The organism is Klenkia terrae, from assembly GCF_900491935.1.
Taxonomy (GTDB): Bacteria; Actinomycetota; Actinomycetes; order Mycobacteriales; family Geodermatophilaceae; genus Klenkia; species Klenkia terrae.
Genome location: NZ_UEXK01000004.1, coordinates 373383 through 394782, shown reverse-complemented (window position 1 = coordinate 394782; position 21400 = coordinate 373383). Strand labels below are relative to the sequence as shown.

Annotated in this window: 22 protein-coding genes and 1 pseudogene; 18 read left to right on the top strand and 5 right to left on the bottom strand. The window is 74.9% G+C overall.

What is annotated here, in order from left to right; all coding sequences use genetic code 11:
- Positions 1–89 precede the first annotated feature (89 nt).
- Genes cpaB through LFA75_RS02080 form a run of 8 tightly spaced genes read left to right on the top strand, consistent with a single transcriptional unit; the run spans position 90 to position 6423 of the window.
- The gene (gene cpaB, locus LFA75_RS02115; protein ID WP_225232119.1) at positions 90–821 is read left to right on the top strand and encodes a Flp pilus assembly protein CpaB; all 732 of its coding nucleotides are present in this window, start codon (positions 90–92) and stop codon (positions 819–821) included.
- Positions 818–2008, top strand: a complete 1191-nt coding sequence (locus LFA75_RS02110) for an AAA family ATPase (RefSeq protein ID WP_225232118.1) — start codon at positions 818–820, stop codon at positions 2006–2008. The genes cpaB and LFA75_RS02110 overlap by 4 nt, the downstream gene beginning before the upstream one ends.
- Entirely contained in the window at positions 2005–3516 is a 1512-nt protein-coding gene (locus LFA75_RS02105; protein ID WP_225232117.1) for a CpaF family protein, read from the top strand. Before LFA75_RS02110 ends, LFA75_RS02105 begins: the two co-directional genes overlap by 4 nt.
- Complete coding sequence (locus LFA75_RS02100) at positions 3516–4451, top strand: type II secretion system F family protein (RefSeq protein ID WP_225232116.1); 936 nt, start codon at positions 3516–3518, stop codon at positions 4449–4451. The genes LFA75_RS02105 and LFA75_RS02100 overlap by 1 nt, the downstream gene beginning before the upstream one ends.
- Positions 4451–5338 carry a type II secretion system F family protein gene (locus tag LFA75_RS02095; protein ID WP_225232115.1) on the top strand — a complete coding sequence of 296 codons (888 nt, stop codon included), beginning with the start codon at positions 4451–4453 and terminating at the stop codon, positions 5336–5338. Before LFA75_RS02100 ends, LFA75_RS02095 begins: the two co-directional genes overlap by 1 nt.
- Before the next feature lie 24 nt (positions 5339–5362).
- On the top strand, positions 5363–5578 hold the full coding sequence (locus LFA75_RS02090; RefSeq protein ID WP_225232114.1) for a hypothetical protein: 216 nt from the start codon (positions 5363–5365) through the stop codon (positions 5576–5578).
- A 4-nt stretch (positions 5579–5582) separates the two neighbouring features.
- Positions 5583–5981: an acyl-CoA thioesterase gene (locus tag LFA75_RS02085; protein WP_225232113.1), complete on the top strand. Its 399-nt coding sequence runs from the start codon at positions 5583–5585 to the stop codon at positions 5979–5981.
- A 10-nt stretch (positions 5982–5991) separates the two neighbouring features.
- Positions 5992–6423: a ChaB family protein gene (locus LFA75_RS02080; protein WP_225232112.1), complete on the top strand. Its 432-nt coding sequence runs from the start codon at positions 5992–5994 to the stop codon at positions 6421–6423.
- On the opposite strand, the gene LFA75_RS02075 is transcribed toward LFA75_RS02080, so the two are convergent.
- Positions 6413–7672: a M24 family metallopeptidase gene (locus tag LFA75_RS02075; RefSeq protein WP_225232111.1), complete on the bottom strand. Its 1260-nt coding sequence runs from the start codon at positions 7670–7672 to the stop codon at positions 6413–6415. The genes LFA75_RS02080 and LFA75_RS02075 overlap by 11 nt on opposite strands.
- Positions 7673–7694: 22 nt before the next feature.
- Complete coding sequence (locus LFA75_RS02070; RefSeq protein WP_225232110.1) at positions 7695–8810, bottom strand: GGDEF domain-containing protein; 1116 nt, start codon at positions 8808–8810, stop codon at positions 7695–7697.
- 7 nt (positions 8811–8817) lie between these two features.
- Between LFA75_RS02070 and LFA75_RS02065 the strand changes: the two are divergent.
- The 4 genes and pseudogenes from LFA75_RS02065 to LFA75_RS02050 all read left to right on the top strand — a co-directional run.
- Positions 8818–8991 (top strand): annotated as a pseudogene (locus LFA75_RS02065) (TetR family transcriptional regulator); the annotation flags it as partial.
- A 124-nt stretch (positions 8992–9115) separates the two neighbouring features.
- Positions 9116–9307, top strand: a complete 192-nt coding sequence (locus tag LFA75_RS02060; protein ID WP_225232109.1) for a hypothetical protein — start codon at positions 9116–9118, stop codon at positions 9305–9307.
- A gap of 55 nt (positions 9308–9362) precedes the next feature.
- Positions 9363–10079 (top strand): NADPH-dependent F420 reductase, encoded by a 717-nt coding sequence (gene npdG / locus LFA75_RS02055; protein ID WP_225232108.1) that lies wholly within the window; start codon positions 9363–9365, stop codon positions 10077–10079.
- Complete coding sequence (locus LFA75_RS02050; protein ID WP_225232107.1) at positions 10079–10396, top strand: DivIVA domain-containing protein; 318 nt, start codon at positions 10079–10081, stop codon at positions 10394–10396. The genes npdG and LFA75_RS02050 overlap by 1 nt, the downstream gene beginning before the upstream one ends.
- A gap of 35 nt (positions 10397–10431) precedes the next feature.
- Here LFA75_RS02050 and LFA75_RS02045 read toward each other — a convergent pair whose 3' ends face one another.
- Positions 10432–11001 carry a hypothetical protein gene (locus LFA75_RS02045; protein WP_225232106.1) on the bottom strand — a complete coding sequence of 190 codons (570 nt, stop codon included), beginning with the start codon at positions 10999–11001 and terminating at the stop codon, positions 10432–10434.
- 87 nt (positions 11002–11088) lie between these two features.
- Complete coding sequence (panB, locus tag LFA75_RS02040) at positions 11089–11943, bottom strand: 3-methyl-2-oxobutanoate hydroxymethyltransferase (RefSeq protein WP_225232105.1); 855 nt, start codon at positions 11941–11943, stop codon at positions 11089–11091.
- Positions 11944–12091: 148 nt separating this feature from the next.
- On the opposite strand from panB, the gene LFA75_RS02035 reads away from it, so the two are divergent.
- The 6 genes from LFA75_RS02035 (at position 12092) to LFA75_RS02010 (ending at position 20090) form a co-directional block, all read left to right on the top strand.
- Positions 12092–13300, top strand: a complete 1209-nt coding sequence (locus tag LFA75_RS02035; RefSeq protein WP_225232104.1) for a L,D-transpeptidase — start codon at positions 12092–12094, stop codon at positions 13298–13300.
- Between the two features lie 73 nt (positions 13301–13373).
- Entirely contained in the window at positions 13374–14714 is a 1341-nt protein-coding gene (locus tag LFA75_RS02030; protein ID WP_225232103.1) for a glutamine synthetase family protein, read from the top strand.
- 79 nt (positions 14715–14793) lie between these two features.
- Positions 14794–15516, top strand: coding sequence for a type 1 glutamine amidotransferase (locus LFA75_RS02025; RefSeq protein ID WP_225232102.1), 723 nt, complete (start codon positions 14794–14796; stop codon positions 15514–15516).
- A gap of 1 nt (position 15517) precedes the next feature.
- The gene (locus tag LFA75_RS02020; RefSeq protein ID WP_225232101.1) at positions 15518–18613 is read left to right on the top strand and encodes a bifunctional [glutamine synthetase] adenylyltransferase/[glutamine synthetase]-adenylyl-L-tyrosine phosphorylase; all 3096 of its coding nucleotides are present in this window, start codon (positions 15518–15520) and stop codon (positions 18611–18613) included.
- Between the two features lie 64 nt (positions 18614–18677).
- A complete protein-coding gene (locus LFA75_RS02015) occupies positions 18678–19784 on the top strand; it encodes an LLM class flavin-dependent oxidoreductase (RefSeq protein ID WP_225232100.1) in 1107 nt (368 codons plus the stop codon).
- Between the two features lie 39 nt (positions 19785–19823).
- A complete protein-coding gene (locus LFA75_RS02010) occupies positions 19824–20090 on the top strand; it encodes a CDGSH iron-sulfur domain-containing protein (RefSeq protein ID WP_225232099.1) in 267 nt (88 codons plus the stop codon).
- Positions 20091–20153: 63 nt separating this feature from the next.
- On the opposite strand, the gene LFA75_RS02005 is transcribed toward LFA75_RS02010, so the two are convergent.
- Positions 20154–21338: an IS30 family transposase gene (locus LFA75_RS02005; protein WP_404820965.1), complete on the bottom strand. Its 1185-nt coding sequence runs from the start codon at positions 21336–21338 to the stop codon at positions 20154–20156.
- Positions 21339–21400: the final 62 nt, after the last annotated feature.

Below are 21400 nucleotides of genomic sequence, written 5' to 3'. Positions count from 1 at the left end.
TCTGTGGGTTGTGTTGAGGGATGCGGCGGCCGAGGAGATCAGCGGAGGGAGTATCGTCGGGAGCGTCAGATGTGTAGAAGGGACAGGTCGTGGCCGTCCTGGTCGCCGCCGCCGGTGCGTGGGTGGTCCTCGGCTACGTCCGGACCGCCGACGCGCGGGCCCAGGCCGCCGAGGAGCTCGTCCCCGTCCTCGTGGTCGGGTCCGAGGTCCCTGCCGGCACCCCGGTGGCCGACCTCGGCACCGCCGTCTCCCTGGAGCAGGTGCCGTCCCGGCTGGTGACCCCCGGGACGCTGAGCGACCTGTCCGGCGTCGGCGGCCTGGTGACCACCACGACGCTGCTGCCCGGCGACATGGTCCAGGGCGGCCGCTTCGGCGACCCGACCGCGGCCCGCGCCGACGGCTCGCTCCCGGCGCCCGACGGCACCGAGGAGGTCAGCGTCACCCTCGAGCGGCAACGCGCGGTCGGCGGTGTCCTGGTCCCCGGTGACCTGGTGGGCGTGTTCGGCACCGCCAGCACGATCAACGACGGCCCGGACGTCGCCTTCCAGCTCGACGGGGTGCTGGTCACCCGGGTCGCCAACCCCTCGGACCCCGACGGCGTCTACACGGTGACCCTGGCCCTGAGCCCGGACGCCGCGGTCGCCGTCTCCTCGGCCCAGACCAAGGGCACCACCTACCTGACCCTGCAGGCCCCCGGCACCTCGGCCGGCGAGCTCTACTCCGGCTCCGTCTCCGGCCTGGCCGGCGCCGGCTCGGACGGCAGCACCGACGACACCTCGTCCTCCACCACCACCAACTCCTCCAACGGGGGCACCTCATGAGCACCGTCCTGACCGTCGGCGTCGGCGCCGACCTCGTCGCCCGTTTCGCCCTGGCCTGCGGCGGCGACGTCGTGGCCCTGGGCGTCGAGGCCCTCGACGCCGACGGCGGGCTGTTCGCCCGGGTGGCCGAGGCCGGCTCGCCCGGCGTCACCGTCCTGGGGCCCGACGTGCCCGAGGAGCGGGCGCTGGCGCTGGCCACCCGGGCCGACGTGGTGGCCGCCCCGACCTGCATCGTCATGGCCACCAGCTCGACCGACCCCGACCTGTGGATGCGCGCCATGCACGCCGGGGTCCGCGACCTGCTGACCGCCGACGCGCACCAGGACCACGTGGACGGCGTCGTCGCCCGCGGCGCCGAGTGGGCCGAGGCCCGCCGCGACGCGCTGCGGGAGACCACCGGCGACCGCGGTCAGCGGGTCATCGTGGTCGGCTCGGCCAAGGGCGGGGTCGGCAAGACCACCGTCTCGACCAACCTGGCCGTCGGCCTCGCCCGCTCGGGCACCGGCTCCACCGTGCTGGTCGACCTGGACGTGCAGTTCGGCGACGTGGCCAGCGCGCTGGCCCTGGTGCCCGAGTACACGCTGCCCGACACCGTGCACGGCGCCGCCTCCACCGACCCCCTGGTGCTCAAGAGCTTCCTCAGCCGGCACGAGAGCGGGCTCTACGTCGTGGCCGGCAGCGAGTCGCCGGCCGCGGGCGACGCGGTCACCGCGCAGCAGGTCGCCCGGCTGGTCGACACCCTCCGCCAGGAGTTCCGCTACGTCGTGGTGGACACCGCCCCCGGCCTGTCCGACCACACGCTGACCACCCTCGAGCGGGCCACCGACCTGGTGCTCATGAGCAGCATGGACGTCCCCGGCATCCGGGGCATGCGCAAGGAGCTCGACGTCCTGACCGAGCTCAACCTGGTCCCCAGGGGCCGCCACCTCCTGCTCAACGGCTCGGACACCTCCGGCGGCCTGAGCCTGGCCGACATCGAGGCCACCCTGGGCTCGGCGCTGGACGTCGTCCTGCCGCGCAGCTCGGGGGTGACCCTGTCGACGAACACCGGCGTGCCGCTGCTCATGGCCGCGGCCGGTCGCGACCAGGTCGCCCGCGGCCTGCAGACCCTCGTCGAGCGCTTCCTGCCCGAGCCCGCCGCCGCTCCGCGTCGTGGGCTCGGCCGCCTGCGGGCCGGTGCCCGATGAAGCTGGGCGACCGGTTGGCCACCGCCCGCGGCGAGGACGCCTTCGGCCCGGACCCGGTCCGGGTGGCCCGGCACGCCGCGGCCGACGACGTGGAGCAGGCGGTGGAGCAGATCTCGCTCGCCGCGCGCGCCTCGTCCGTGCACGCGGAGGTCGACTCGCTGACCCGGCTGGTCCAGCCCGAGGCCGCGGTCATCGTCGGCGACGGCCTGTCCCAGCTGCGGGCCCGCGCCACCCAGGCTCTGTTCGACCGGCTGGGCAGCAAGCTGTCCAGCAGCGAGATCCCCGAGGACCAGCTGCACCGCCTGGTCAACTCCGAGCTGCAGCGGGTGGTCGCCAACGACCCCACGCCGCTGTCGGACGCCGACCGCCGCCGGCTGATCACCGAGGTCACCGACGAGGTGCTCGGCTACGGCCCGCTGCAGCCGCACCTGGACAACCCCGACGTCACCGAGATCATGGTCAACGGCCCCGAGTCGGTCTACGTCGAGCGCGGCGGCCGCCTGGTCCGCACCGCGTCCACGTTCACCTCCGAGGAGCACCTGCGCCGGGTCATCGAGCGCATCGTGTCCCGCGTGGGCCGGCGCATCGACGAGTCCTCGCCGATGGTCGACGCCCGGCTGGCCGACGGCTCCCGGGTCAACGCGATCATCCCGCCGCTGGCCTTCGGCGGGTCCTCGCTGACCATCCGCAAGTTCGCCCGCACCCCGCTGGGGATCGGCGACCTGATCTCCTACGGCACGCTGAGCCCGGAGATGGCCGAGCTGCTGCGCGCCTGCGTCGAGGCCCGGCTGAACATCATCGTCTCCGGCGGCACGGGCACCGGGAAGACCACGTTGCTCAACGTGCTGTCCTCCTTCATCCCGGAGTCCGAGCGGATCATCACCATCGAGGACGCCGTCGAGCTGCAGCTGCATCAGGAGCACGTCGTCCGGCTGGAGTCCCGCCCCCGCAACATCGAGGGCCGCGGCGAGGTCTCCATCCGCGAGCTGGTCCGCAACTCGCTGCGCATGCGCCCGGACCGGATCGTCGTCGGCGAGGTCCGCGGCGGGGAGAGCCTGGACATGCTGCAGGCGATGAACACCGGCCACGACGGCTCGCTGTCCACCGTGCACGCCAACACCCCGCGCGACGCGATCGCCCGGCTGGAGACCCTCGTGCTGATGGCCGGCATGGACCTGCCGCTGCGCGCGATCCGGGAGCAGGTCACCTCCGCGGTCGACCTGGTCGTGCAGATCTCCCGCCTGCGGGACGGCACCCGCCGCATCACCCACGTCACCGAGGTGCAGGGCATGGAGGGCGACACCGTCACCCTGCAGGACGCCTTCCTCTTCGACCACTCCGCCGGCGCCGACCTCAACGGCCGCCTGCTCGGCAAGGCCGTGCCCACCGGCGTCCGGCCGCGCTTCGTCGACCGCTTCGCCGACCTCGGCGTCACGGTCTCCTCCCGGGTCTTCGCCCCCCCGCCGTCGGCCGCGGGCCGCCGTCCGCTCGTCACCGGACGGGTCTGATGCCCGCCCTCGTCTGGGGTGCGGTGGCCGCGCTGGCCATCGCCCTCGCGCTCGCCGCGGTGGCCGTCCTGGCCCGCCCGCAGCGGGTCGACATCGGCCGGCTGCAGGTCAGCGGCAACGCCGCCCCCACCCGGCGGGCGACGACGGCCGACGAGACCGTCGCGGTCGCCGAGCGGCTGCTGCTGCGGGTCGACCCCCGCGGCCGGCTCGCCGCCACCGTCGAGCTGGCGGGGATGGGCACGTCGGCCGCCGACCTGCTGGTCGTGGTGGCGGTCGGGTCCCTCACCGGGCTGCTGCTGGGCGGCCTGATCGGCGGGCTGCTGCTCGGGCTGCTGCTCCTCGTCGCGGCCCCCGCCGGGACCTGGGCCTTCCTCACCGTGCGGGTCGGCCGCCGCCGCAAGGCCTTCGCCGAGCAGCTGGACGACGCCCTGCAGCTCATGGCCAGCAGCCTGCGGGCCGGCCACAGCCTGCTGCGGGCGATCGACGCGGTCTCCCGGGACACCCCGGCGCCGATGTCGGAGGAGTTCTCCCGGGTGGTCAACGAGGTGCGGGTCGGCCGCGACGTGACCGAGGCGCTCACCGAGGTCGCCGACCGCACCGGCAGCGACGACTTCCGCTGGCTGGTCCAGGCCATCGGCGTGCACCGCGAGGTCGGCGGCAACCTGGCCGAGGTGCTGGACCGGGTCGGCGAGACCCTCCGCGACCGCGCCCAGCTGTTCCGCCAGGCCCGGTCGCTCTCGGCCGAGGGCCGCACCTCCGGCATCGTGCTGCTGGCCATGCCCTTCGCGGTCGCGCTGATCATGTCGCTCACCGCGCCCGGCTACCTCGCGCCGCTCTACACCACCGGCACCGGCCTGGTGCTGCTGCTCGTCGCGCTGGGCCTCATGGTCGTCGGCGCCCTCTGGCTCAAGTCGATCGTGAAGGTGAGGTTCTGATGTCCGGACTGCTGATGGGCGCCTCGTTCGCCGTCGCGCTGCCGCTGGCCGTCGTGGTCTACCTCGTCGCCGGCACCTCGCGGCGCCCGCTGGCCATCGCGCACCGCAACCTGACCCGCGGCCTGAGCACGAGCACCCCGACCGGTGGCTCGCTGGAGTCCCGGGGCAACGGCTGGACGTCGTTCCTGCGCACGGTCACCCCCGAGCGGGAGGCCCGGCGCGCCCGGCGGCTGCTGCAGGCCGCCGGCTACCCGGCCGGCCTGACGATGACCCGGGTGCTGGCCGCCAAGCCGCTGCTGGTCGCGGTGGTGGGCCTGGTCGCGTTCGTCGTGGTGGAGACCCACCCGGGGCTGCTGACCGCGCTGATCGGCGTCGCGGCCACCGTCGGCTCCTACTGGCTGCCCGACGCGGTCCTGGACGGGCGGGCCACGGAGCGGCAGACCCAGCTGACCCGCGAGCTGCCCGACGTCCTGGACGAGATGACGATCGCCGTGGAGGCCGGGCTGGGCTTCGAGGCGGCCATGACCTGGGTCGCCACCAACGGCCCCGGCGTCCTCGCCGAGGAGTTCCGCCGCACGCTGGCCGACGTCAACGTCGGCCGCCCGCGCCGGGCGGCCTACGAGGCCCTGGTGGCGCGCACCAAGATCGACGACCTCCGCCGGTTCGTGGCCGCGGTCAACCAGGCCGACTCCTACGGCATCGCGATGTCCGACGTGCTGCGCGTGCAGGCCGCCGAGATGCGGATCAAGCGTCGCCAGCGGGCCGAGGAGAAGGCGATGAAGGTGCCGGTCAAGGTGTCCTTCCCGCTGATGGTCTGCATCCTCCCGGCGCTGCTCATCGTCGTCCTCGGGCCGGCGTTCATGAACCTGGGCGACCTGATGGGCTGAGCTGCCCGGCCCTAGGTTGGACCCATGACCACCAGCCAGCCGCCCAGCCCCGAGGCCCGCGACAACGTCACCGAGCACAACGTGGAGACCCGCGCCGAGCTGCTCCCGGAGGAGACCTCGACCGGCGGCAGCGCGGACCCCGAGGCCCAGGCCGAGGCGATCCTCGCCGAGTCCGAGGAGCGCACCCTGCACCCGGACGCCGACGAGGGCGGCCACCGCGGCTCCGACGAGACCGTCTGAGCGCGTGCGGCACCAGCACGCCGTCCAGCTCCGGTGGTCCGACCCCGACGTCTACGGCCACGTCAACCACGCCCGGGCACTGAGCCTGCTCGAGGACGCCCGGCTGACGATGGCGGCCGGCGTCGCGGACGGCGACCCGGCCCCGCCGGTCATCCTGGCCAGGCTGGAGGTCGACTACCGGCGCCAGCTGCTCTACCGGCCCGGTGAGCAGGTGCGGGTGGAGAGCTGGGTGACCCGCCTGGGCACCAGCTCGGTCACCACCCGCCAGGACCTGCACCAGGACGGCGAGGTGGCGATCTCCGTGGTCGCCGTCCTGGTCGTGGTCGACGGCGGGACCCCGCGGCCGCTGACCGGGCCCGAGCGGGCCGCGTGGTCGGTGTTCCTCGAGGAGCCGGCCGGGTAACCACCCCCGCATGCCGAAGACCACGAAGAGCGGGAAGCCGATCGAGGACGAGCTGCCCAGCACGCTGCAGCGCTCGGACGCCAAGGCGCAGGAGACGTACGCGAAGACCCACGACAGCGCCGTCGAGACCTACGACGGCGACGAGCAGGCCGCCAACCGGGTGGCGTGGGGGGCGGTCAAGCACACCCACGAGAAGGTGGGCGACCACTGGCAGCCCAAGGAGGACGGCGGCAAGGGCCCCTCCGACGAGCAGTCGGCGAAGGGGAACCGGGACACCGACCTGGACTCCAAGGGCGGCGTCGACGCGAACGCCTCGAAGGCCCACCTGTACGAACTCGCCCAGGACGCCGGGGTCGAGGGCCGGTCGTCGATGACCAAGGACGAGCTCGCCGACGCCCTGCAGAAGGCCAACGACAAGGCCACCCGGGACGCTAGAGGGTGATCAGCCCGGTCTGCCGGGCGTCCAGGTAGGAGACACCGTCGGCGGTCAGCGCGATGCCCTGCTCCAGGGCCATCCGGACCACCTGCCCGCCCCACTCCGGCACCGGCACCCGCACGCACAGCTCCAGCGCCCAGGTGGTGTCGGTGCGGACCGGTGCCTGACCGGTGCCCGGCACGCCGCCCTGCGCGTCCCACATGCCGATCGCCGGGCCCGCGCCGTGGCCGTAGAAGCCGACCGGGTGGCTGTAGACGTCGCCGTCCACGCCCTCGGCGGCCGCGGCGGCGCGAGCGGCGGCCAGCACCTCGTCCCCGGTGCGACCGGGCAGCATCGCCGCGGTGACCAGGTCCTGCATCCGGTTGCCGACGGCGAGGGCGTGCACCAGGCCGGCCGGGGGAGCGGTCTCGCCGGGCCGCAGCACGTAGGCGTTGCGCTGGGTGTCGGTGGTCAGGCCCAGCGTCTTGAGCCCGACGTCGCAGCGCAGGAGGTCGCCGGGCTCGACGACGGCGTCCTCGGGCACCCCGCCCAGCGGCACCCCGGCCCGCTGCAGGCCGACGGTCGGCTGGAACCACGGCTCGACGCCGAGGTCGTGGAACCGCTGCCGGACCCACCAGGCCACGTCCAGCGCGGTGGTCTGCCCGACGGTGACCACGGCGGGTGAGAAGGCGGTCGCGATCGTGGCGTGCGACAGGGCGTTCATGGCGTGCAGGGCGTCGATCTCCGCCGGCAGCCGGGTCTCCAGCCAGCGGACGACGAGCTGCTCGGCGTGCACGACCCGGTCGGCCCACGGCCCCAGCGCGGCCAGCAGCGCGGTCGCGTCGGTGTGGGAGAGGCCGTCGGCGTGCGCGAAGGTCGCCGACACGTCGACGCCGATCCGGCGCGGCTGCGCCCGGTCCACCGCCCGCCGCACCGCGGCCCACTGCGCCTGCTCCTGCCCGAGCGCCGGGTCGTCGTCCGCGGGGTCCCAGGCCTGCACGAACCGGCCGACCGGGTAGCGGGCGACCGCCATCGGCGTCACGCCCCCGGTGGTCCGGTGCAGCAGCAGGACGGTGCGGCGGCGGGCCGACAGCCAGGTGGCCGGCAGCAGCGTCGGCAGCACCGGGTCCTCGTTGTACTCCCGGCCGACCACCACCCACAGGTCGATGCCGGCGTCGTCCATGAACCCGGGCAGCAGCTCGTCGATCCGCTGGTCCAACCACCCGTCGCGGACGGCGGCCTGCTCGCGCAGCGGGAGGGGCACGGTGGACGTCATGCCCCCATCCGACCAGGAGGGGTCAGGCGGCGCCCGCGGGGGTGCCGCCGACGCGGGGCCGGGGCACCACCGGGACGGCGACCTCCAGGCGGGCCCGGCCGGCCTGCTTGGCGGTGTACATCGCCAGGTCGGCCCGGTCGATCAGCCGCCACACGGCGTCCTGCGGGTCCTCGCCGGGCACCGGGGAGGTCAGCGCCACGCCGACCGAGGCGGTCACCGGGAGCTGCGCGTGGCCGGCCTGGCGCACCGCGGCGCGCAGCCGCTCGCCCAGCTGGCGGGCGTCGTGGTGGTCGTGGACCAGGCCCAGCACCACCATCTCCTCGCCGCCCGTGCGGGCCAGCACGTCCGCCGGCCGCACGGCCCCGGCCAGCGAGTCGGCGACGGCGAGCAGGACGGCGTCCCCGGCGGCGTGCCCGTGCTCGTCGTTGAGCTGCTTGAACCGGTCCAGGTCGAGCAGGAAGGCGGCCACGGACCCGCCCTCGCGCTGCGCCTGGCGCCAGAGCCGCTCGGCGCCGACGGCCATCGAGCGCCGGTTGGCCAGCCCGGTCAGCGGGTCGGTGGACGACAGCCGCTCGGTGGCCGTCAGCAGCCGCTGCACGCGCCGGCGCAGCACGTAGACCCCGCCGGAGGCGACGTCCAGGACCACGGACTGCACCACGACCTGGACGGCGAGCGCGGCCGGGTCGGCGAAGCTGCCGGCCAGCGCCACCCAGCAGGCGACCGGGACCACCAGCAGGTGCAGGCCCAGCATCCAGCCGTCGAGGAACCAGGCCGCGGCGAACGCGGCGAACAGCATCATCAGCGGGGGTGCGTAGAGCATCGGGTCGGTGATCGACAGCGCGACCACCACGTAGACCAGGTCGCCCACGCCGACCAGCACTCCGATGACCGGCCGGTCCACCCGCCGCCGGACGAGCAGCACCACGCCGATCACCACCAGGGCAGCCATGGTGGCGGCGTAGGCCGCCCGGCCGGCACCCGGTCGGAGCACCCCGTCCACGGGCAGGTTGGCCGACCCGAGACCGGCGCCGACCAGGATCAGCACGGCCAGGACCCGGGCGGCGACCTGCCCGTCGGCGCCGCGCCCGTCCGCGACCCGGCCGGCATCCCGGTGGGGTCGACGCTCGGCGGCGGGCACCCGGGCAGTGTGCCGCACCGGCGGGCGCCCCGGCTGCTCCGTGTGCCGCGACCGGCCGCCGGGCGGGGTCGGGGCGGGGGGGGGGGACCTGTTCACCCGGCACGACTTCGAGACGGTGACCGCCGACGAGGTCGCCGACGCGGCCGGGATCAGCCGGCGCACCTTCTTCCGGCACTTCGCCACCAAGGCCGACNGGCCGACCCGAGACCGGCGCCGACGGGCAGGTCGCCGCCCGGGTCCTGGCCGTGCTGATCCTGGTCGGCGCCGTGCACCACCGGGGCGCGGCCCGACGAGGAGGGGGCGGGATGAGCCAGGGACCGTGGTTCTTCTGCATCAAGCACCACACCGTCGAGGGTCCGGAGGGCTGCGCCGAGCGGCACCGCCTCGGGCCCTTCGCGACCCAGGAGGAGGCAGCCGCCGCCCTGGAGAAGGTGGCCGAGCGCAACGAGCAGGCCGACGCCGCCGACCGTGCCTGGGAGCAGGGCGAGCGTCGCTGAACGGGCAGGACCGCGCCGTGGGTCGACCCGGCGCCCGCGGACCAGGGGAGACGACGTGAGCGAGAGCAGTGCAGTGGCCGGCGGGGGGCGCCCCGTCGGCGACCTCCTCGTCGGGATCCTGGGGGGCACCGGACCGCAGGGTCGCGGGCTGGCCGTCCGCTGGGCGGCGGCCGGTCAGCGGGTGCTGCTGGGTTCCCGGGACGCCGACCGGGCCGTCGAGGTCGCCGCGTCGGTGGCGGCCCGGGCGAGCGCGGCGGCCGGCGGGGGAGAGGTCTCGGTGCAGGGCGGGTCGAACGCCGACGTCGCCGGGGCCGCGGACCTGGTCGTGGTCGCCGTCCCGTTCGCCGGGCACGCCGAGCTGCTGGCCGAGCTGGCCCCGGCGCTGGCCGGCAAGGTGGTCGTCGACTGCGTCGTCCCGATGGGCTGGGACGAGCTGGGCGCCTACGTGCTGGACGTCGCCGAGGGCAGCGTGACCCAGCAGGCCGCGGCGCTGCTGCCCGACAGCTGGGTGGTCGGTGCCTTCCACCACCTGTCCGCGGTGTCGCTGGAGGACCTGTCCCAGCCCACGCTGGACGGCGACGTGATGGTGGTCGGCGACGACCGGGCGGCCATGGACCTGGTGCAGGCGCTGGCGGGCCTGCTGCCCGGCCTGCGCGGGGTCTACGCCGGGCGGCTGCGCAACGCCCGCCAGGTCGAGGCGCTGACGATCAACCTGGTGTCGGTGAACCGGCGGTACAAGACCCATGCCGGCGTCCGGGTGACCGGAGTCTGATGGCTCGGCTCAGCGGGGACGACGTGCGGGCGGTGACGTTCGCCCAGCCGGGCTGGGGGAAGCGGGGCTACGCCCCGGACGAGGTCGACGCATTCCTCGACCGGGCGGCGGCTGCGCTGGACGCGCTGGCCGCCGGGCGCCCGCCGGGGATGGACACCGAGGACGTGCGCCGGGTGGTCTTCCGCAAGCCGCCGATCGGCAAGCGGGGCTACGCCGAGGCCGGGGTGGACGAGTTCCTGGACCAGGTGGCCGCGTCGTTCCCGGGGGCAGGGGGCACGGGCGGCATCGAGCTGAACGGGGCACCGCTCGACCGCTGACCGGCCGCCCCGTGGGGCGGCCGGTCAGCGCAGGCTCAGAGGCGGATGCAGATCGGGATGCCGAGGAGGCCGACGCCGACCGTGGTGCCGGCCGGGCACGTGCCGCTCGGCGGCATGGCGATGTCCGCGGTCGCGGCGGTGGGTGCCGCGACCCCGGCGGTGCCGGTGACGCCGACCGAGGCGGTGGGAGCAGCGACGCCGGCGACCCCGGCCACGCCGGCGACCCCTGCGACCCCGGCGGTGGCGGTGGGGGCGGCCACGCCGACCCCGGCCGTCGCCGCGAGCCCGGCGGTGGCGCCGACGCCGGCGGTGACGCCGACCGTGCCCTGGCTCGCGGTGGCGGCGGGGGACGCGGTGGGCGCGGTGCCGGCCACCGCGGGGGTGCCGGCGACCGGTGCCGTGGTGCCGACCTCGGCGGTGGGCGCGGCGGCCGCGGTCGCGGCCGGGACGCCGACAGCGGCGGGCGGGGCCGTGGCGGCGACCTCGGCAGGGGGGGCGGTACCGGGGTCGCCGGGGGCGGCGTTGGCCGCGACCCCACCGATCACGGCGGCCAGGAAGACGACGCCCGAGGCGACGCCGACGACGGCAGTACGGTCGAACTTCATGGTCGATCCTCTCCGGGTGGTTGCCCAGGGGATCGGCAATACGGACGATCCAGTTCAGCTCAATCGCGAACTTTTCACCCGGTCGGGTCAGAAGCTGTGCTCGGGCCCCGGGAACTGCCCGCCGCGGACCTCGGCGGAGTACTCCTGGGCCGCCCGCAGCAGCTCGCCGCGCAGGTCGGCGTACTTCTTCACGAACTTCGGCACCCGGCCGCCGTTCATCCCGGCCATGTCCGGCCACACCAGCACCTGCGCGTCGCAGTCGACGCCGGCGCCGATCCCGACGGTGGGCACGGCGAGCTCCGCGGTCACCCGGGCGGCCACGTCGGCCGGCACCATCTCCAGGACGACGGCGAACGCGCCCGCGTCGGCCACCGCACGGGCGTCGGCCAGCACCTGGTCACCGGCGTCCCCGCGGCCCTGCACCCGGAACCCGCCCAGGGCGTGCTCGGACTGCGGGGTGAACCCGACGTGCCCCATCACCGGGATGCCGTTGTCGGCCAGCAGCTTCACCTGCGGCGCGACCCGTGCCCCGCCCTCGAGCTTCACCGCCTGGGCCCCGCCCTCCTTCATCATCCGGACCGCGGTGCCGAAGGCCTGCTCGGGCGAGGCCTCGTAGGAGCCGAACGGCAGGTCGGCCACGATCAGCGCCCGCGACGTCGACCGGGTGACCGCCTTGGTGAACACCAGCAGGTCCTCCACCGTCACCGGCACGGTCGAGGAGTGGCCCAGCACCACGTTGCCGGCGGAGTCGCCGACCAGCAGCACCGGGATGCCGGCCTCCTCGAACACCCGCGCCGCGTAGGTGTCGTAGGCGGTGAGCATCGCCCACTTGTCCCCGTCGGCCTTCGCCTGCTGCAGGTGGTGGATGCGGACCCGGGCGGTGGGGGAGCCCCCGCCGTACAGGACCGGTTCGGACGACGGCGAGGACGACGGGCTGGTCACGCCGACATCCTGCACCCGGGCCCGTCGGTGGACACCTGCCAGTGCCGGGCCCCGACGTCGTCGATCCACACCGCACTGCGGGCCCCGCGTGTCGGTGGTCGCTGCTTGGATCAGCCCACCGACGTCCCGTCCCGATCCCGAGGTCCCCATGTCCGTGGTCCGCAGCCGCTGCGCCCCGCTCGCCCTGCTGCTCGTCGTGCTGGCCGGCTGCCAGTCCGGGGTCGACGGTGGGCAGGCAGCCGCGCCGACGACGTCGAGCGCCCCGACCCCGGCCGCCGCCCAGGAGGTGGACGCCGCCGTCATCAGCATCGACCCGCCGCTGGGCTCGGTCGACGTGGACCCGGTGACCCCGCTGCGGGTCTTCGCTGGGCACGGGACGCTGTCCGCCGTCGCGGTGACCGACGACGCCGGCACGCCGCTGGCCGGCGCGCTCGACCCGGCCTCGGCGACCTGGACCGCGTCGACGGACCTGGGCTACGGCACCACCTACACGGTGACCGCGACCGCCACCGACGCCGCGGGCCGGACCACCACCAGCACGGGCACCGTCGGCACGGTCTCCCCGCGCACCCTGACCATGCCCACCGTCTTCCCGAACGCGGACAACCCGGTCGTCGGCGTGGGCCAGCCGATCTCGATCACCTTCGACGAGGACGTCACCGACCGGGCCGCCGTCGAGCGCCGCCTGTCGGTGGTGACCACCCCGCACGTCGACGGCTCCTGGTCCTGGCTGTCCGACCGCACCGTGCACTACCGGCCGGCCGACTTCTGGCCGGCCCGCACCCACGTGGCCGTCGACGCCGACCTCTACGGGGTGGACGTGGGCGGCGGCGTCCACGGCCAGGCCAGCAAGCACGTCGAGTTCGACATCGGGCCCAAGCGGGTCGGCGTCGTGGACGCCTCCGAGCTGGTGCTCCGGCTCTACGTCGACGACCAGCTCGTGCAGTCGATGCCGACCTCGCTGGGCAAGTCGTCGAGCCCCACGCCGTCGGGCACCTACGTCGTCATGCAGCAGTCCCGGCGCTACACGATGGACTCCTCCACCTACGGCGTCCCGATCGACGCCCCGGCCGGCTACCGCACCGAGGTCGAGTACGCCTCCCGGCTCAGCAACTCCGGCATCTTCGTGCACGCCGCACCCTGGTCGGTGGGCCAGCAGGGCAGCCGCAACGTCTCGCACGGCTGCCTGAACGTCTCCACGGCCAACGCCGGCTGGTTCTACGACAACTTCGGCCGCGGCGACGTCGTCCAGGTCGCCGGTGCCGGCCCCCGGCTGGCCGAGACCGACGGCTTCGGCGACTGGAACGTCAGCTGGGACGAGTGGCTGGCCGGTTCCGCGCTCCACCCCGGCGTGTAGTCCGGCACCCCGACCGGGCAGGCTCCCGGGTGTCGTAACCAGCCGGACACGCGCGGAGGACAGGATGCCGACCATGGACCGCCAGCAGGAGTTCGTCCTGCGCACCCTGGAAGAGCGCGACATCCGCTTCGTCCGGCTCTGGTTCACCGACGTCTCGGGCTACCTCAAGGCCGTCGCGGTGGCACCGGCCGAGATCGAGGCGGCGTTCGCCGAGGGCATCGGCTTCGACGGGTCGGCGATCGAGGGCTTCGCCCGGGTCTACGAGTCCGACATGCTCGCCAAGCCCGACCCGGGCACCTTCCAGGTGATGCCCTCGGCCAAGGGCGGGGCCAGCGAGACCGCCCGGATGTTCTGCGACATCACGTTGCCCGACGGCAGCCCCGCCTGGGCCGACCCGCGGCACGTGCTGCGCCGGGCGCTGGGCAAGGCCGCGGACATGGGGTTCACCTTCTACACCCACCCCGAGATCGAGTTCTTCCTGCTCAAGGACCTGCCCGACGACGGGACGCCGCCCACCCCGGCCGACACCGGCGGGTACTTCGACCTGTCCACGCACAACGTGGCGCACGACTTCCGCCGCGAGGCGGTCTTCGCGCTGGAGGCCATGGGCATCTCGGTGGAGTTCAGCCACCACGAGGTCGCCCCCGGCCAGCAGGAGATCGACCTGCGCTACGCCGACGCGCTGAGCATGGCCGACAACATCATGACGCTGCGGCACGTCGTCCGGGAGGTCGCGCTGGCCCAGGGCGTGCACGCCACCTTCATGCCCAAGCCGTTCACCGACCTGGCCGGCTCGGCGATGCACACGCACCTGTCGCTGTTCGAGGGTGACCGCAACGCCTTCCACGACGCGAACGACCCGATGCGGCTGTCCACCACCGGCAAGCAGTTCATCGCCGGGCTGCTCACCCACGCCCGCGAGGTCACCGCGGTCACCAACCAGACGGTGAACTCCTACCGCCGCCTGCTGGCCGGCACCGAGGCGCCGACCGCGGCCACCTGGGGCAAGGCCAACCGCTCGGCGCTGGTCCGGCTGCCCTCCTACAAGCCGTCCAAGGCGAACTCGGCGCGGGTCGAGGTCCGGTCCCCGGACAGCGCCTGCAACCCCTACCTGACCTTCGCGGTGCTGCTGGCCGCCGGGCTCAAGGGCATCGAGGAGGGCTACGAGCTCCCGCCGGAGGCCGAGGACGACGTCTGGTCGCTCACCGACACCGAGCGGCGGGCCGCGGGCTACGTCGACCTGCCGGTCAGCCTGGGCGAGGCGCTGAGCGCGATGGAGGGCAGCGAGCTGGTCGCCGAGACCCTGGGCGAGCACGTCTTCGAGTTCTTCCTGCGCAACAAGTGGGAGGAGTTCAACTCCTACCGGCAGAACGTCACCCCCTTCGAGCTCCGCCGCTACCTCCCGGGGCTGTGAGAAGGACCCCCTCGCCCCCCACGACGTGCTCCGCACGCCGCGGGTCCCTGCGAGGGGGCCGTTCCATAAGGTGGGCGGTGTGACCCGTCTGCTCGTCGTCGTCCCGTCCGACACCGACCCGCCGGCCCGGCTGGGGGAGTGGCTGACGGCGGCCGGCCTCGAGCTCGACGAGCGGCACCTGGACGCCGGTGACCCGGTGCCGGCCGACCTGTCCGGGCACGACGGGCTGCTGGTCCTGGGCGGCCCGCAGTCCTCGCTGGACGACACCGCCACCGAGCTCGCCCCGGTCCGCGACCTGCTCGCCCGCGCCGCCGCCGACGACGTGCCGACCTTGGCGATCTGCCTGGGCGCGCAGCTGCTGGCCCAGGCCACCGGTGGCGCGACCCGGGTGCGCCCGGACGGCCCCGAGGTCGGGGCCACCCTGGTCGCCCGCCGGGACGCCGCCGAGACCGACCCGGTGTTCACCGGTCTGCCGCTGTCCCCGGACGTCATCGCCTGGCACCACGACGAGGTCGAGCGGCTGCCCTCGGGTGCCGTGGTGCTCGCCGCCAACCCGGTCTGCGACATCCAGGCCTACCGGGTGGGCAGCGCGGTCTACGGCCTGCAGTTCCACATCGAGACCACCCCGGAGATCGCCGCGTCCTGGGCCGAGCACGACCCGGTCGGGGTCGCCTCGACCGGGCTGGACGTCGAGGTGGTCAGCGCCCTGGCCGCGGCCGCGCACCCGGACCTCGCCGAGGTGTGGGCGCCGTTCGCCGGCCGGTTCGCCGAGCTGGTCCGCTCGCGCGCCGCCGTCCGCTGACGTGACCCCGCTCGACCGGGGCCCGGTCCCGCGCCCGGCCGTCGTCCGGCTGGTCCGGTTCGGCTTCGAGGACGGCGAGCAGGCCGCCCGGCTGCTGTCCTCGCCGCAGCTGGGCCTGTGGGACCTCGGGCGCAACGAGCCGGCCGACCCCGAGGCCGCCCCGGTGGTCTCGGCGCTCGCACGGGCCGGCGACCCCGACCTGGCGCTGTTCACGCTGTCCCGCCTGGTGGAGGCGCTCGACCGGGAGGACCCGGGCGGCGAGCTGGCCGCGCACCTGCTGGCCCGGTTGCGGGGGTCGGCGACGCTGCGCGCCCGGCTGCTCGCCGTCCTGGGCGCCAGCGCCGGGCTCGACGACCACCTGGTCGCCCACCCGGAGGACTGGACCGTGCTCGACAGCGAGGACGGCCCGGTCCGGCCGACCCCGCTGGCGCTGGAGCAGGAGATGCTGCGGGCGGTCGGCGCCGACCCCGACGACCCGCCGTGGGGCGTGGGGCTGGGCACGCCGGCGCCGGACTCCGACGTCTCCCGCGTCCGCGACCTGCGCCGGGCCTACCTGCGGGCGGTGCTCGCGGTGGCCGGGCGGGACCTCGGGGACAACCTGACCGCCGAGGAGGTCGCCGGCGAGCTGGCCGACCTGGCCGGCGCCGTGCTGGTCGCCGGGCTGGCCATCGCCGTGGCCGACCAGCCGCCGGGCGCGACGCCCTGCCGGATCGCGGTCATCGGCCTGGGCAAGTGCGGCGGCCGCGAGCTCAACTACGTGAGCGACGTCGACGTGGTCTTCGTCGCCGAGCCGCTGGACGGCGCCGACGACGCGGCCGCCACGGCCACCGCGGCCCGGGTGTGCGCGGCGCTCATGCGGGTCTGCCACGAGGCCGCCTGGGAGGTCGACGCCGCGCTGCGCCCGGAGGGCAAGGCCGGGCAGCTGGTGCGCACGCTGGCCGGCCACGTCGCCTACTACGAGCAGTGGGCCAGCACCTGGGAGTTCCAGGCGCTGCTGAAGATGCGCGGCGTGGCGGGCGACCCGTCGCTGTGCCGGGAGTACGTCGACGCGCTGTGGCCGCTGGTCTGGAAAGCCGGTGACCGGCCGGGCTTCGTCGGCGAGGTGCAGGCCATGCGCCGCCGGGTGGAGTCGCTGATCCCCCCGGCCCAGGCCGGCCGCGAGCTCAAGCTCGGCCGCGGCGGGCTGCGCGACGTGGAGTTCAGCGTGCAGCTGCTCCAGCTCGTGCACGGCCGGGTGGACACCACGCTGCGCACCGGCGGCACGCTGCCCGGCCTGCTGGCGCTGTCCGCCGGCGGCTACGTCGGCCGCGAGGACGCCGCCACGCTGACCGCCTCCTACCGCTTCCTCCGCACGGTGGAGCACCGCCTGCAGCTGCTCCGGCTGCGGCGCACCCACCTGCTGCCCACCGACGAGGTGCAGCTGCGCTGGCTGGCCCGCTCGCTGGGCTACAAGCCCGACCACCGCGGGGACGCCGTCGCCGTGCTGCGGGCCGAGCTGGCGCTGCACACCCGCGAGGTGCGCCGGATCCACGAGAAGCTGTTCTACCGGCCGCTGCTGTCGGCGGTGGCCCGGGTGCCCGGCGAGCAGCTGGCGCTGGGCCCGCAGGCCGCCGGGGTGTGGCTGCGCGCGCTGGGCTTCGCCGACCCCGAGGGCGCCCTGCGGCACCTGGCCGCGCTCACCGGCGGGGTGTCGCGGTCGGCGTCGATGCAGCGGTACCTGCTGCCGGTGCTGCTGCAGACCCTGGCCTCGTGCGCGGACCCCGACGCCGGCCTGCTGGCCTACCGGCAGGTGTCCGAGGCCATGGGCGGCAACCAGTGGTATCTGCGGCTGCTCCGCGACGAGGGCCAGGTCGCCGAGCGGCTGGCCCGCCTGCTGGGCTCCTCGCAGTACGTCGCCGGGCTGCTCACCCGCACCCCCGAGGCGCTGCGGCTGCTGGCGAAGGACGAGGAGCTGGTGCCCCGCCCGGCGGCATCGCTGAGCTCGGCCTGGCTGCAGTCGGTGGCCCGGGCCGGCGACGCGGCCGCCGGGGTGCGGGTGCTGCGCGGGCTGCGGCGCACCGAGCTGCTCCGGATCGCCTGCGCCGACCTGCTCGGCCTGCTCGACGTCGTCGCCGTCGGGGTCGCCCTGCGCGACGTCGCGGTGGCCACCCTGGAGGCCGGGCTGGCCGCGGCGGTCCGCAGCTGGGCCGCCGACGCCAAGGTGCCCGTGGACCAGGTCCCGGTCGACCTCGCCGTCATCGGCATGGGCCGGCTCGGCGGGCGCGAGATGAGCTACGGGTCCGACGCCGACGTGCTCTTCGTGCACCGGGTGCGGCCCGGCGCCGACGAGTCCAAGGCCGTCGGCGCGGCCAACCAGATCGCGCACGCGCTGCGCCGGCTGCTCGCCGAGCCGGCCCCGGACCCGGCGTTCGAGGTGGACGCCAACCTGCGCCCGGAGGGCCGGCAGGGGTCGATGTCGCGCAGCCTGTCGGCGTTCCGGGAGTACTACGAGCGCTGGGTGTCGGTCTGGGAGGTGCAGGCTCTGCTCCGCGCCGAGCCGGTGGCCGGCGACGTCGAGCTGGGCCGGCAGTTCTGCGACCTGGTCGACCCGCTGCGCTGGCCGGCCGCCGGGCTCACCGACGCCCAGGTCGCCGAGATCCGCCGGATCAAGGCCCGGGTGGAGAGCGAGCGGCTGCCCCGCGGCGCCGACCCGGCCACGCACACCAAGCTGGGCCGCGGCGGGCTGGCCGACGTCGAGTGGACCGTGCAGCTGCTCCAGCTGCAGCACGCGCACGACCACCCCGCACTGCGGGTCACCGCCACCACCGACGCCCTCACCGGCCTGGCCGACGCCGGCCTGCTGGACGCCGAGGACGCGGTGGCGCTGCGGGTGGCCTGGGAGCGGGCCAGCCGTGCCCGCAACGCGGTGTTCCTGGTCCGCGGCCGCCCGGGTGACCAGCTGCCCCGGCCGGGGCTGGAGCTGTCCGGCGTCGCCCGGGCCAGCGGCTACCCCGCCGACGTCGACCCCGGCGAGTTCGTCGACGACTACCGCCGGGCGACCCGGCAGGCCCGCTCGGTCGTCGAGCGGGTCTTCTACGGCCAGGAACCCGCCGAGTAGGGGAACAGCCGGCCCGACCGGGGTGGTTGGCCCCGGCAGGACACCGACCCGAGGAGAGCCTGCCGTGCCGATCGAGTTCCTGGGCATCGCCGCCACCAACGACGGGTCGGAGACGACCCCGCGCTCGGGGGGCAGCTTCGACAAGGACTACACCGTCCGGCTCGGCCGGGCGCACGAGGACTTCGGCTGGGACCGGGTGCTGTTCGCCTACGGGTCCGGCGCCCCCGAGCCCTCGGCCGCCGCGGCCTGGCTGCTGGCGCACACCGACACCCTGCAGGTGCTGCTGGCCCACCGGCCCAACGTCAGCTACCCCACCTTCGCCGCCAAGACGTTCGCCACCCTGGACCAGATCGGCGACGGCCGGCTGACCGTCCACGTCATCACCGGCGGCACCGACCACGAGCAGCAGCGCGAGGGCGACTACCTCACCAAGGACGCCCGGTACGCCCGCACCCGGGAGTACATGCAGATCGTCAAGAAGGCGTGGACGTCGCACGAGCCCTTCGACTGGGACGGCGAGCACTACCGGTTCGCCGACTTCGTCTCCGACACCTTCCCGGTGCAGCAGCCCCGCCCGGACCTGTCCTTCGGCGGCTCGTCGGACGCCGCCTACGCCGTCGGCGGTGCCGAGGCCGACGTCTTCGCGCTGTGGGGCGAGCCGCTGGCCGAGACCGCCGCGCAGATCGAGCGGGTGCACGCCGCGGCACGGGCCGCCGGGCGCACGCAGATGCCGCGCATCCAGGTCGCCTTCCGGCCGATCATCGCCCCCACCGAGGAGCTGGCCTGGGAGAAGGCGCACCGCACCGTCGCCCGGATCGAGGCCATGCGCAACGGCAACGGCCGCTCTCCGCTGTCCATCGCCCGGCCCTCGGCGGCCGGCCCGGAGAACGCCGGGTCCCAGCGGCTCCTGGAGATCGCCGAGCGCGGCGAGCGGTTCGACCGGGCGCTGTGGACGCCGACGGCCAAGGCCAGCGGGGGAGCGGGCAACTCCAACGCCCTGGTCGGGACGCCGGAGACCGTCGCCGCCGCCCTGCTGGACTATGTCGACCTGGGCGTGGACATCCTCTCGATGCGCGGCTATGACCTGCTCGGCGATGCCATCGACGTCGGCCGGTACGTCATCCCGCTGGTCCGCGACGAGGTCGCCCGGCGCGACGCGCGCGCCGCCTGAGGGGGATTGGGACCCCGGGTCCGCGGGGAAGGGAGCACCGTGCCCGACGACCGCGAGCCCGCCACCATCACCCCCTACCGCGACGGCCCCCTGGTCGTGCGCGGTGACTTCCGACTGGTCGACGCCGACGGCGTCGAGTTCGACCCGGGCCGCGACGTCGTCGCGCTGTGCCGGTGCGGGAAGTCCGGGCTCAAGCCGTTCTGCGACGGCAGCCACAAGCGGTCCGGTTTCTCCGCGCCGTCCGCGCCGCGCAAGGAGCGGCCGGCCACCCGGCTGGCCGCCCTGGAGGCCGAGCAGGACTCCTGAGCCCCACGCACGAGGGCCCCGCACCCACCCGGCGGATTCCAGGGGTCGTCGCAACACCGTTGGTCAGTAGGCCGGTTGCAGTAGAGCACGCAGACGCTGGGCTGGGGTCTGCCAGTCCAGCGTCTTGCGTGGTCGGCCGTTGAGCTGCTGGGCAACGTGTTCGAGGTCGGCGGGGCCGTGGGCGGCCAGGTCAGTTCCCTTGGGGAAGTACTGGCGGAGTAGTCCGTTGGTGTTCTCGTTGGAGCCGCGTTGCCAGGGGCTGGCCGGGTCGCAGAAGTAGACCGGCATGCCGGTAGCCATGCTGAAGGATCGGTGGGCGGCCATCTCCGCGCCCTGGTCCCAGGTCAGAGAGCCGCGTAGATGCCCGGGCAGCGTGGCCATGGTGGCCACGAGCTGATCGCGGACTGCCTCGGCGGTCCGCCCGTTGGGTAGGTGCACCAGCATCACGTAGCGGGTGGTGCGCTCGACCAGGGTGCCGATCGCCGATGCACCGTCGGCGCCGATGATCAGGTCGCCTTCCCAGTGCCCGGGCACGGCACGGTCCTCGACCTCGGCAGGCCGCTCGCTGATCATGACCATCGGGTCGGTGAACCGGGAGGTGCGGGCGGCGGGATCGCGGTGAGGTGTGCGGCGGGTTCGCCCGGTCCGCAACGCGACGGCCAGTTCCCGGCGCAGTCCGCCGCGGGCTTGGAGGTAGATGGCCTGGTAGATCGTCTCGGTGCTCACCTGCATGTCCTGGTCACCGGGGTGATCCTGACGCAGGGTGTGGTGGATCTGCTCCGGTGACCAGCGCTCATCCAGCCCGGCCTGCACCGCCGCGCGCAGCGGCCCGTCGGTGGCCAGCTTGGCCGTCTTGGGTCGTGCCCGGCGTCCTGCAGCTGCGCGGTGGGCGCCGTGGGGCCGGTAGGCGCCGCCGGGGTCGGTGTTGCGGGTCAGCTCGCGGCTGACCGTGCAGGGCGGACGGTCCAGTGCTGCAGCGACGTGGCGGATCGAGTGGCCCGCGGCGCGCAGGGCGGCGATCTGCTCCCGCTCGGCCAGGCTCAGGCAGCGGTGGTGCAGCACCTTCTCCACCGCTGGCAACGATGGCTGGTGGGTGATCGTGCCGGCGGCGTAGTCCACGACCCGACCATCGGGATGCAGCCGCCGGGAGTTGACCTTGCGGATGCCCTTGTCCCAGTCCTGCGCGGTGCGCACGTTGACCCCGACCGACGCCGCAGCCGCCCGCCGGGTGGCACCACCAGCCCGCAGACGCTCGTACTCACCGCGACCGGGATGCCCGGTGTACTGGCGTCGTGACCGCACACCGGCAG

Excerpts from the sequence above, each read along its gene's own strand:
- LFA75_RS02110 (WP_225232118.1), top strand. The coding sequence starts at position 818 with ATGAGCACCGTCCTGACCGTCGGCGTCGGCGCCGACCTCGTCGCCCGT.
- LFA75_RS02105 (WP_225232117.1), top strand. The coding sequence starts at position 2,005 with ATGAAGCTGGGCGACCGGTTGGCCACCGCCCGCGGCGAGGACGCCTTC.
- LFA75_RS02100 (WP_225232116.1), top strand. The coding sequence starts at position 3,516 with ATGCCCGCCCTCGTCTGGGGTGCGGTGGCCGCGCTGGCCATCGCCCTC.
- LFA75_RS02095 (WP_225232115.1), top strand. The coding sequence starts at position 4,451 with ATGTCCGGACTGCTGATGGGCGCCTCGTTCGCCGTCGCGCTGCCGCTG.
- LFA75_RS02090 (WP_225232114.1), top strand. The coding sequence starts at position 5,363 with ATGACCACCAGCCAGCCGCCCAGCCCCGAGGCCCGCGACAACGTCACC.
- LFA75_RS02080 (WP_225232112.1), top strand. The coding sequence starts at position 5,992 with ATGCCGAAGACCACGAAGAGCGGGAAGCCGATCGAGGACGAGCTGCCC.
- LFA75_RS02075 (WP_225232111.1), bottom strand. The coding sequence starts at position 7,672 with ATGACGTCCACCGTGCCCCTCCCGCTGCGCGAGCAGGCCGCCGTCCGC.
- LFA75_RS02060 (WP_225232109.1), top strand. The coding sequence starts at position 9,116 with ATGAGCCAGGGACCGTGGTTCTTCTGCATCAAGCACCACACCGTCGAG.
- LFA75_RS02050 (WP_225232107.1), top strand. The coding sequence starts at position 10,079 with ATGGCTCGGCTCAGCGGGGACGACGTGCGGGCGGTGACGTTCGCCCAG.
- LFA75_RS02045 (WP_225232106.1), bottom strand. The coding sequence starts at position 11,001 with ATGAAGTTCGACCGTACTGCCGTCGTCGGCGTCGCCTCGGGCGTCGTC.
- LFA75_RS02035 (WP_225232104.1), top strand. The coding sequence starts at position 12,092 with ATGTCCGTGGTCCGCAGCCGCTGCGCCCCGCTCGCCCTGCTGCTCGTC.
- LFA75_RS02030 (WP_225232103.1), top strand. The coding sequence starts at position 13,374 with ATGGACCGCCAGCAGGAGTTCGTCCTGCGCACCCTGGAAGAGCGCGAC.